Below are 10541 nucleotides of genomic sequence, written 5' to 3'. Positions count from 1 at the left end.
CCCATCACTTCTCGTTCACACCGGCACCGGAGCCTTCGTCTCTGCGTCAGGTGGTGCCTGACCGTATCGACTAGGGTTCCTGTCCGGCCAAGCCGTCGTCCCGGCCGGTGTGGCGCGGTTTATAACGAAGGGTCCTGGGCTTGTCGATACCAAAATGGATAGGATCGCATTTTTTTGCGGGGCTCGTTCCGGCTCCGCATTCACCCTTGTATCCGCCTTCTTTGACAGCCAGCCAAGCCCGGCGCTATCACCCTTCCCCAGCGGACGGAAGGAGTGGAGACGATGCAGGGCTGGACCGAGGGCTATGTGGGCGGGATCGGCTATATCCACGCCTTCTACCGGGAGCTGTCGCCGGCGCTGCTGTCCTTCGCGCTGACCCTGCGCGGCTGGCGATCCCCGATGGACCTTACCGGGCCCTTCGCCTGCGCGGAGATCGGCTGCGGCCACGGGGTGAGCAGCGCCGTCCTGGCCGGCTGCCATCCCGACGCCCGGTTCGAGGCGGTCGACTTCAACCCCGGCCACATCGCTGGCGCCCAGCGCCTCGCCGCCGAGGCCGGGCTGGGCAACGCCGCCTTCCGGGAGGAGAGCTTCGCCGAATACGCCCAGGATGGGGCCAAGGACCTGGACATCGTGACGCTGCACGGCGTCTGGTCCTGGGTCAGCGCGGAGAACCGGGCGATCCTGGTGGAGTTGCTGAAGCGGCGGCTGAAGCCCGGCGGGCTGGTCTTCGTCAGCTACAACTCCCTGCCCGGCACGCTCGCCTACATGCCGCTGCGCCGCGTCCTGGTCGAGCATTGCGCCGACCGCACCGGCCCGCTGCCGGAGCGGATCGAGGAGGCCGTGGCCTTCGCCAGCCGCCTCACCGCCCTCAACGCCGGCTGGTTCGCCCAGGCCGACGCGCTGCCGGCGCGGCTGGACTCGCTGAAGCGCAAATCGCCCAACTACATCGCCCATGAATATCTGAACCGCGACTGGACGGCCTTCTACCACGCCGACGTGGCGCGGGAGCTGGCGGCAGCCAAGCTGGACTTCGCCGGCCCCGCCGTCCCGATGGAGCAGATGGACGAGCTGTCCTTGCCGCCGGATGCCCTGCCCCTGCTGGCCGAGGCGCGCGACCCGGCCTACCGCGAGACGCTGCGCGACCTGCTGACCAACCGCGCCTTCCGCCGCGACCTGTTCGTGAAAGGTGCCGAGCGGCTGACCGCGGCGGAACGGCGGGACCGGCTGCGCGCCACCCGCTTCGCCCTTCTGGTGCCGCCCGACGATCTGCCGGAGGTGATCCTGGCCCCGGTCGGGCGCGTGCCCCTTCCGCAGGACCTGCACGGCCCGCTGGCCGAGGCGCTGGCCGCCGGCACGCCCACGCTGGCGGAGTTGGCCGCCCTCCCCACCCTCGTCCGCCACGGCGAGGAGGCCGTGCTGCGCGCCCTGATGATCCTGACCAGCCTGGCGCTGGTGGCGCCCGCCCTGCCCGAGGCCGGCCAGGCGGCGCGCGCACTCCAGGCCGACCGCTTCAACGCCGCGATTCTGGAGCGAAACCGCCGGGACGACACGCTGGACACACTGGCGTCGCCCGTCCTCGGCTCCGGTGTCGCGGTGTCACGGTTGGAGGCGCTGTTCCTGCTGGCCCGGCGCACCGGCACCGACCCCGCGGCGACCGCCTGGGAGACTCTGTCGGCGGATGGGCTCGCCCTGTCGCGCGATGGAACCCGGCTCGACGGGGAGGAGGCGAACGTGGCGGAACTGCGCGCCCGGTTCGACCGCTTCACCCGCCTGCGCCTGCCAACGCTGCGCCGCCTCGGCGTGGCGTGACCGGGAAGCGCCGCGTCAGGTTCGGAACCAGTCGAGGCAGCCGGTCGGCAGCAGCGTGTTGCTGACCAGCAGGGCGCCGTGCCGGTACAGCGCCGTCGGATTGCCCTCCTCACCCAGGTCAATGGCCCAGAGCTGTCCGGAGGGGTCCTGCCAGACCGTCCGCCCGTCCACCGCCGCGACGGCGGCGAACACGTCCACCGCCGTCGTGCCGGGCTGGAACAGCACCATCACCGTGGTCACGCCCGGCGGCGGAAGGGCGGCGACCGGCCCGGCGATCAGAACCGCCAGCGTCAGGGCGACCGGGGCGGCACGTCCACCGCCGCCCGCTCCCCCGCCGCGCCGCAACCGCCAGCCCGCCGCGACGACGGCGACGCCGAAGACGACGAACCACAGCAGGTCCCAGAGCAGGGGGGTCGCCGAGTCCATGCGAATGCGGTGGATGCCGAGGAGCCAATGGGACAGAACGCCGTCGAGGATGTGCCAGACGCCGAACCCGATCAGCGCGTTGGCGAACATCAGGCGGTCCGCCCCTGGCTCGGCGAAGCGGCGCCGGCTCCGCCACAGCAGCCACAGGCCACCTGCCGCGACGACGTACATCGCCGCGTGAAACAGGCCGTCCGCCAGGATCTGGACGCGGATGTCCCGTACGGAGGAGGACTCGACCGCCGACAGCAGGTGATGCCATTGCAGCACCTGATGCAGCAGGATTCCGTCGAAGAAGCCGCCCAGCGCGAAGCCCAGCAGGTACCCCGCCCAGGGGAGCCCCGTTGCCGCCCGCGCCGGTGAAGGAAGATGAGTCGTGTCGGTGGACATGGCCCGACAACCGCCGCAAGCGCGGACGGGTTCCGCATCCGGCGCCCGAACGGCGGCGGGCTCCTCAGCTCCCGACCAGCCCGGCCTCGTCCGCCGCACGGTCGAACTGGAGCGCCGCAAGGCGGGCGTAGAGGCCGCCCTCGCGGACCAGATCGGCATGGCGCCCGGTGGCGACGACGCGCCCCTGCTCCATCACCACGATCCGGTCGGCGTTCAGGACGGTCGCCAGCCGGTGGGCGATGATGATCGTTGTGCGCCGGGTCATCAGCTTGTCCAGCGCGTCCTGCACCATGCGCTCGCTTTCCGCGTCGAGCGCGCTCGTCGCCTCGTCGAGCAGCAGAACCGGCGGGTCGCGCAGGATGGCCCGCGCGATGGACAGGCGCTGGCGCTGGCCGCCCGACAGCCGCACGCCCTTCTCGCCCAGGAAGGTGTCCAGCCCTTCCGGCAACGCTTGCAGGAACTCCAACGCGTGGGCCGCCTCGGCGGCGGCGAGCACCTCCGCGTCGCTGGCGTCCGGACGCCCGTAGCGGATGTTCTCCCAGGCGTTGGCGGAGAAGACCACCGGGTCCTGCGCCACGAGGCCGAGCCGCCGCCGCACCTCCACCGGGTCGGCGTCGCGGACGTCCACCCCGTCCAGGGTGACCGCTCCGGCCTGCGGATCGTAGAAGCGCAGCAGAAGCTGGAACACCGTGGATTTGCCGGAGCCCGACGGGCCGACCAGGGCCACCGTCTCGCCCGGCTCGATCTCCAGCGAGAATTCCTTCAGCGCCGCCCAATCCGGGCGCGACGGGTAATGGAAACGCACGTCGCGGAACGACAGCGCACCCTGCGCCGGTTCCGGCAGCGCGCGCGGGTTGAACGGAGCGCGGATCTCCGGCTCGGTGTCCAGCAGGTCGAACAGCCGCTCCGTGGCGCCGGCGGCGCGCTGAAGGTCGCCGGCCACCTCGCTGATCGCCCCGACCGAACCGGCGACGACCACCGAATAGATGACGAAGGCCGAGAGCTGCCCCACCGACAGCCGCCCGGCCAGCACGTCGTGCCCGCCGATCCACAGGATGAGGCCGACGGAGCCGAACACCAGCACGATGACGATCATCGTCATGATGGCCCGCACCGTCACCCGCCGCCGGGCGGTGGTGAAGGCGTCCTCCACCCGCGCCCCGAACAGGCTGCGGTCGATGGTCTCGTGCGTGTAGGCCTGCATCGTGCGGATGGCGCCCAGCGTCTCCTCCACGAAGGAGCCGAGGTCGGCGATCTTGTCCTGGCTGGCCCGCGACAGGGCGCGCACCCGCCGCCCCAAAATGATGATCGGCAGAATGACCACCGGCACACCCAGGAACACCAGCCCCGCCAGCTTCGGCGAGGTCACCAGCAGCATCGCCGTGCCGCCCACGAACATCAGCATGTTGCGCAGCGCGATCGAGACGGAGGAGCCGACCACGGTCTGAAGCACCTCGGTGTCGGTGGTCAGGCGCGTCAGGATCTCGCCGGTCTTGGTGGTCTCGAAGAAGCCGGGGGAGAGCTTCACCACATGGCTGTAGACGGCGCGGCGGATGTCGGCCACCACCCGCTCGCCGATCCAGCTCACCAGATAGAAGCGGCCGAAGGTCGAGGCGGCCATCAGCACGATGACCACCAGCAGAACCAGGAGCGCCCGGTCGAGCAGCGCCGAATCGCCCGCGACGAAGCCCTGGTCCACCAGGACGCGCATCCCCTGCCCCAGCCCCAGGACGGTCCCGGCGGCCACGGTCAGGGCCAGCATGGCACCCAGGATTTGCAGCCGGTATGGCCACAGGAAGGGAAACAGCCGGCGCAGCGGCGACAGGTTGCGGCGGCGCGACGCGGAGGAAGGCGCCCCTTCGGACACCGGATCGGACTTCGAGGAATGACGGGACACCGGGGCTCCCCAGCGGCAGGACGGGCGGCAGGACGATGTGCAGGCGGTGCACGGGGGCAAACCCGGCATATAGCAAGGGGTGGGCCTATGAACAAGGTATGGTGTGGCCACACGTTTGAACCATACAGTCACGAAGACGCGGAGATCCCGCCGCGGCCGGCGCCTTCCGAAAGCGCTCGAATCCTCTGTGCCCCGCTGTCTCCAGGGTGAAGGATGGGGGATGCACAGCGAAGCGGCGGTGGTTCGGAACCACCCGCCTTTCCGGCGTAGGAACGCGGTTGCATCATGCCGCATGCTTTGCTATAGACCGCGCTCGCTTTGCAGGAACCCCGGCCATGAAGACTGATATCCATCCCGACTACCACGAGATCAACGTGGTGATGACCGACGGCAGCACGTTCAAGACCCGCTCCACGATGGGCAAGCCGGGCGATACGCTGCGCCTCGACATCGACCCGAAGTCGCACCCGGCTTGGACCGGCGTGCAGAAGCTGCTGGACACGGGCGGCCAGATCGCCAAGTTCAACAAGCGCTTCGCGAGCTTCGGCCTGAAGAAGTAATCTTCTTCGTCCGCAAAACGAAAAGGGGCGTCCGGTTCGCCGGGCGCCCTTTTCGCGTTTGCCGCTTTTGAGAACGCTGGCCGTCAGCCGGCCAGAGCCACCGCGTCGCGGGCGCGCTCGTCCAGCCGGGCGACGCGCATGTAGAGCCGGTGGCTGCGCTCCAGAAGGCTGCGCAGGCCTTCCGGAAGCTGCTCGTTGTCGGGGCCGGAGGGATCGGTGCAGATGTCCCCTCCCGACAGGGCGAAATCGTCGCTCGCCGCCTGCTCGCGGCTCATTTCCCCGGCATGGACGGCCTTCTGCGCCAGCAGCCAAGCCATGACCTGGGTCAGACGGCTGGTCACCCGCATCGATTCGTACGAGATCTGAAGCCGGACATGGGGCGGCAGCGCCCGATGGCTGGCGGCATCATGATAGGCGATGTAATTGCGCGCCTCGATCAGCAGCGCCATCGTCTCATCATAAGTCCCGTTGAAGAAGGTCGGTGTTTCCATCACGGCCGTACCCCTCCCGCGGCCGGATGGCCCGATTCCGAGCCTCGCCGCAACTGATTAACAATCGGTTTGTGGATGTGGACCCCCGCCTTCCGCCTTGTGGCCGGAGACGGCGCGGTCCGGTGAATTTCGAAAAGCGTCCTCTTGAACGGGAAGAACGCTCGCTTATCTGTCGCGGTATCGGCGGACGCCCAGTTGGGGTTCGCCGGATCCGCAAGCCGAGGGACCGACGATGATCGTGGTCCCCGATCGCTGTATCGCTCTTTTGGAGGATATGTCATGCGCTCCTACGACCTTTCGCCCCTGTTCCGTTCGACCGTCGGGTTCGACCGCCTCTCGCGTCTCCTGGAAAACGCGATGACCGGCGACGAGGCCGCCGCGTCCTACCCGCCCTACAACATCGAGAAGACGGGCGACGATGCTTACCGGATCACCATGGCCGTCGCCGGCTTTGGCCCGGAGGATCTGGAGATCACCGCTCAGCAGAACTCTCTGGTGGTCACAGGGAAAGCTAAGAAGGAACAGGAGACCGGCCAATTCCTCTACCGGGGTATTGCCGGCCGCGCTTTCGAGCGCCGCTTTCAGCTTGCCGACTTCATCAAGGTGGGCAACGCCAATCTGCTGAACGGGCTGCTCCATATCGATCTGGTGCGCGAGGTGCCGGAAACGATGAAGCCGCGGACCATCCAGATCGGCACCACCGGCACGGCGAAGCCCGCGCTGACCCAGCAGGCTGCGTAACCGCAAGGCATCACGCAGCAGCGCATCACGCGTCGACGCATGATGCATTGACAGGGCGCCCCGGAAAACCGGGGCGCCGTTTTTGCGTTAGCAGCGGACCGTCGCCGCTCCCGTCATGCGTCGGCCATTTTCCGGCTCGGCGGCAAGGCCACGGTCACCGTGGTCCCCTGCCCCGGCGCGCTGTCGATGCGCAGCGTGCCGCCATGCGCCTCGACCAGCCGTTTCGAGATGGACAGGCCAAGGCCCATTCCCTCGTAGCGCCGCGCCATCGACTGGTCGACCTGGGCGAAGGGAGTCATCGCCGTCGGCAGATCCTCCGCCGCGATGCCGATGCCGGTGTCCGTCACCGACAATTCGACCCCGCCGTCGCCCCCGCGGCGCGCACGGACGACGGCGGATTCGCCGGGATTGGAGAATTTCACGGCGTTCGACAGCAGGTTCACCAGCACCTGCCGCAGGCGAAGCGCGTCGCCGAACAGCATCGGCAGACCATCCTCCAGGTCGATGCGGATCGGCACGCCGCGCTTGCCCGACTGGATGGCAACGAGGTTCAGCGCCTCACCCACCAGGGCGGACGGTTCGACGGGAGTTTCGTTCAGCCGCAGCCCGCCCGCCTCGATGGTCGTGATGTCCAGGATATCGTCGATGATCGCCAGCAGATGCTCGCCGGATTGGCGGATCGACCCGGCATAGTCGATGTAACGGTCGACCTCCCCCGCCCCGAGCAGCCGCATCTCGATCACCTGGGCGAAGCCGATGACCGCGTTCAGCGGGGTCCGCAGTTCGTGGCTCATGACCTGGAGGAAGGTCGATTTGGCGCGGTCCGCCGACTCGGCGGCTTCCTTTGCCGCGATCAGGTCGCTTTCGCTCCGCTTGCGCGCGGTGATGTCGCGGATGATGCCGGTGAAGACGCGACGCCCGCCCGTCTCGACCGCGCTCACCGACACTTCGATGGGGAAGCGATCGCCGTCACCGCCCCGCACCGCCACGGCCTCCCGTACGGCCCCGGCGCCATGAGCTTCGCCGCCGGGCTGATAGACGGCCAGCCCGCCATCCTGAAGCAGACCAACCATGTCCGGGATCAGCCGGTCGATCCGGCTCCACAGCATGTCCGCCGCCGGGATGCCGAACATCGCCTCCGCCGCCGGGTTGAAGCTGTGGACGATGCCCTCCCCGTCCATGGTGACGATGGCATCGGCGGCAGCGTCCACGATGGCGTTGGTCCGGGCCTCCGCCATCAGCAGGGCATCGGCGGTCCGCACATATTCGGTCATGTCGGTCAGCGTGCCGACGCAGCCCTGCACCCGCCCGTCCGCATCGGTCAGCGGCGAGCCCTGACACAGGGCGAAGGTAACCGTGCCGTCGGTCGCGCAGAACCGCAGATTCAGCAGAACCGGCAGCCCCGCTGCCACGGCCTGGGCCCAATCCGCCTCCAACCGCGTGCGGTCGTCCGGATGCAGCGACGCACGCCAGGCATGACCGGACAGGGCATCGGAAGACAACCCGGCAATGGCTGCAAAGCGCGGGTTGGCGAAGACAATGCCGCCGTCCCGATCCGTCTGGAAAATGCCGACCGGGGCGGAGCGGGCCAGCGTCTGGTAGAGCGCTTCGCTCGCCCGCAGCCGCTGTTCGGTCTCCACCCGGTCGGTCACGTCACGGGCGTGGATGACGATTTCCCGGACTTTGGGATCGTCCGGCCGGTTGAACGCCGTCGTCTCCATATGGCGCCACCCGCCCGCCGCGTGGCGCACCCGGCAGAGGAACGGACCGCCATCCTCGACGGATGCCCCATGGCCGCAGCGGGCGAGACGTCGGACAGCCTCCTCCCGGTCGTCCGGATGCACGCGTTCGAGCACGGGCGTCCCCAGCAGCGCCTCCGGAGGGGTGCCAAGCACGCGAAGGCATGCGCCTCCCACATCGATGAACCGACCGTCCGACGACAGCACGGCGACGATATCGCCGGCGTTGGCCATCAGGGCATGAACATACCGCTCAAGACTCCGCACAGAACACCATTCCGCATCATCGCTCCAACGCAGAACAGTAAGACGCCAATCCGTTAACGATTCATGAGGCCCCTGTAATCAACGAAGAAACAACAGGCTAACGCGCGGAGAACTGCGCTGAAAAGGCATCTGTGGTTGCGTCCGGTGCTTCCGTCATAACCATATGGCCTATGCCGGACAGCTGAATGACTTTGGAATGCCTAACCTTAGCGGCGAGAGCCTTGCCGGATTTCGCCGGGGTCATACGGTCGACTCCGCCCAGCAGGAACAGCGCCGGGCAGGACACCGCCGCAGCCGCCGCGCCCCCGCGGACATAGGCGTTGCAGGCTCCCAGATCGACGCCCAGCACGCCGGGTCGCGCCCGCTGCATCAATCGCCGCCCACCGGGCACCAGCGACAGGCCCGGAGCCGCCGCACCGCCGACATGCCCGCGCGGACCATGCCCCCAGCCGATGACCAGCTCGATGGCGGACGGGTCGTTCAGCGCCGCGGCGGCCAGCAGGTCGGGATGGACCGGCATCGTCTCCGCCACGCCCAGCAGGGCCAGCGATTCGATGCGGTCGCCATGCCGCGCCGCGGTTTCCAGGGCCACCAGAGCGCCCATGGAATGGCCGGCGAGCGCCGCCTTCGCCACTCCCGCCGCGTCCAGCAGAGCGGCGACCCAGTCCGCCAACTCCTCGATGGACGGCAGCGGCGCCCCGCCGGAGCGGCCGTGGCCCGGCAGGTCCACCGCCAGGACCGACCGCCCGTGATGGGCGAGGTAGCGGCTTTGCAGGCTCCACACCGTGTGGTCCATGCCGGCGCCGTGGATCAGCACCAGCGCCGGCCGGGCCGGGTCGAAAGGCCGCCCGCCGGTGTGGGCGTAGACGGTCTGGCCGTTGACGGTCAGTTCCATGGCAGCCTCCTCACGCCTTCGTCGCGGCGCGCAGCGCCTGGCGCAGATCGTCGATCAGGTCGTCGCAGTCCTCCAGCCCGATGGACAGTCGGATCATGTCCTCCCCCACCCCGGCGGCGGCGAGCGCTTCGGCGTCGAGCTGGGCGTGGGTGGTGCTGGCAGGATGGATGACCAGCGATTTGGCGTCGCCAACGTTGGCGAGGTGGGAGAACAGCGCCAGCTTCTCGATGAAGCGCCGCCCGGCCTCCCGCCCGCCCTTGATGCCGAAGGAGATGATCGAGCCGGCGCCGTGCGGCAGAAGCTGGGCGCGCAGCCGGTGGTCGGGATGATCGGGCAGTTCGGGATGGGTGACCCAGGCGACGCTGCCGTTCTCCGCGTAAGCCTCCGATTCGAGGAAGCCCAGCACCTTACGGGTGTTGTGGATGTGGCCCTTCATGCGCAGCGGCAGGGTTTCCACGCCCTGGAGGATCTGGAAGGCGTTCATCGGGCTCATGCAGGCGCCGAAGTCGCGCAGCCCCTCGGCGCGGGCGCGCATGATGAAGGCCGCCGGCCCATACTCCTCCGCGAAGTCGATGCCGTGATAGCCGGCGTAGGGCTCGGTCAGGGTCGGGAACTTGCCGGACGCCTCCCAGTCGAAGGTGCCGCCGTCGATCACCACCCCGCCGATGGCGACGCCGTGCCCGGCCAGCCACTTGGTGCAGGAATGCATGACCAGATCGGCGCCGACGCTCAGCGGCTTGCACAGATAGGGCGTGACGAAGGTCGCGTCGACCATCAGCGGCAGACCGGCCTCATGCGCGATGGCCGACAGGCGCGGGATGTCGAGCACCTCCAGCCCCGGATTGCCCAGCACCTCGCCGAACAGCAGCCGCGTCTCCGGCCGGATGGCCGCGCGGAAACCGTCGAGGTCGCGCGGATTCACGAAGGTCGTGGTGATGCCGAATCGCGGCAGCGTGTAGGCCAGCAGGTTGCGGCTGCCGCCGTAGATCGAGGAGGAGGCGACGATGTGCCCGCCGGCGTCCATCAGCGTCATGATGGCGAGCGTCAGCGCCGCCTGGCCGCTGGCTGTGCAGACCGCGCCGACACCGCCGTCCAGAGCCGCCAGCCGCTCCTCCAGCACCGCCACCGTGGGGTTGGAGATGCGGGAGTAGATGTGCCCCGGCCGTTCCAGGTTGAACAGCGAGGCGGCGTGGTCGGTGTCGTCGAAGACGTAGGACGTGGACTGATAGATCGGCACCGCCCGCGCCCCGGTGGCCGGGTCGGGCCGCTGGCCGGCGTGCAGGCTCAGCGTGTCGAACTTGAGGAACTTGGCGTCGGCCATTCCCTTCC

The 10541-nt window shown here is 68.9% G+C and carries 9 protein-coding genes; 3 read left to right on the top strand and 6 right to left on the bottom strand.

What is annotated here, in order from left to right; all coding sequences use genetic code 11:
- The first annotated feature begins 282 nt into the window (after positions 1-282).
- Positions 283-1809: a class I SAM-dependent methyltransferase gene (locus tag Q4I23_RS05190; RefSeq protein WP_498525498.1), complete on the top strand. Its 1527-nt coding sequence runs from the start codon at positions 283-285 to the stop codon at positions 1807-1809.
- Between the two features lie 15 nt (positions 1810-1824).
- On the opposite strand, the gene Q4I23_RS05185 is transcribed toward Q4I23_RS05190, so the two are convergent.
- A complete protein-coding gene (locus Q4I23_RS05185; RefSeq protein WP_498525497.1) occupies positions 1825-2622 on the bottom strand; it encodes a DUF2243 domain-containing protein in 798 nt (265 codons plus the stop codon).
- Positions 2623-2686: 64 nt separating this feature from the next.
- Positions 2687-4519: an ABC transporter transmembrane domain-containing protein gene (locus Q4I23_RS05180; RefSeq protein WP_498525496.1), complete on the bottom strand. Its 1833-nt coding sequence runs from the start codon at positions 4517-4519 to the stop codon at positions 2687-2689.
- A 335-nt stretch (positions 4520-4854) separates the two neighbouring features.
- Here Q4I23_RS05180 and rpmE point away from each other — a divergent pair, with 335 nt between their 5' ends.
- A complete protein-coding gene (rpmE, locus tag Q4I23_RS05175; protein ID WP_014241009.1) occupies positions 4855-5079 on the top strand; it encodes a 50S ribosomal protein L31 in 225 nt (74 codons plus the stop codon).
- A gap of 83 nt (positions 5080-5162) precedes the next feature.
- On the opposite strand, the gene Q4I23_RS05170 is transcribed toward rpmE, so the two are convergent.
- A complete protein-coding gene (locus tag Q4I23_RS05170; protein WP_498525495.1) occupies positions 5163-5570 on the bottom strand; it encodes a DUF1465 family protein in 408 nt (135 codons plus the stop codon).
- A gap of 279 nt (positions 5571-5849) precedes the next feature.
- Here Q4I23_RS05170 and Q4I23_RS05165 point away from each other — a divergent pair, with 279 nt between their 5' ends.
- Complete coding sequence (locus Q4I23_RS05165; protein ID WP_014241011.1) at positions 5850-6311, top strand: Hsp20 family protein; 462 nt, start codon at positions 5850-5852, stop codon at positions 6309-6311.
- Positions 6312-6424: 113 nt separating this feature from the next.
- On the opposite strand, the gene Q4I23_RS05160 is transcribed toward Q4I23_RS05165, so the two are convergent.
- The 3 genes from Q4I23_RS05160 to Q4I23_RS05150 all read right to left on the bottom strand — a co-directional run bounded on the left by Q4I23_RS05160 (position 6425) and on the right by Q4I23_RS05150 (position 10533).
- Positions 6425-8317, bottom strand: coding sequence for a sensor histidine kinase (locus tag Q4I23_RS05160; RefSeq protein WP_498525494.1), 1893 nt, complete (start codon positions 8315-8317; stop codon positions 6425-6427).
- Between the two features lie 97 nt (positions 8318-8414).
- Positions 8415-9212 (bottom strand): alpha/beta fold hydrolase, encoded by a 798-nt coding sequence (locus Q4I23_RS05155; RefSeq protein ID WP_454018754.1) that lies wholly within the window; start codon positions 9210-9212, stop codon positions 8415-8417.
- Between the two features lie 10 nt (positions 9213-9222).
- On the bottom strand, positions 9223-10533 hold the full coding sequence (locus tag Q4I23_RS05150) for an O-acetylhomoserine aminocarboxypropyltransferase (protein WP_454018755.1): 1311 nt from the start codon (positions 10531-10533) through the stop codon (positions 9223-9225).
- Positions 10534-10541 lie beyond the last annotated feature (8 nt).

It is taken from the genome of Azospirillum sp. UFLA03-27, assembly GCF_059803775.1.
The sequence above is the reverse complement of the archived record's forward strand: the minus strand, read 5'-3'. Positions and strand labels throughout refer to the sequence as shown.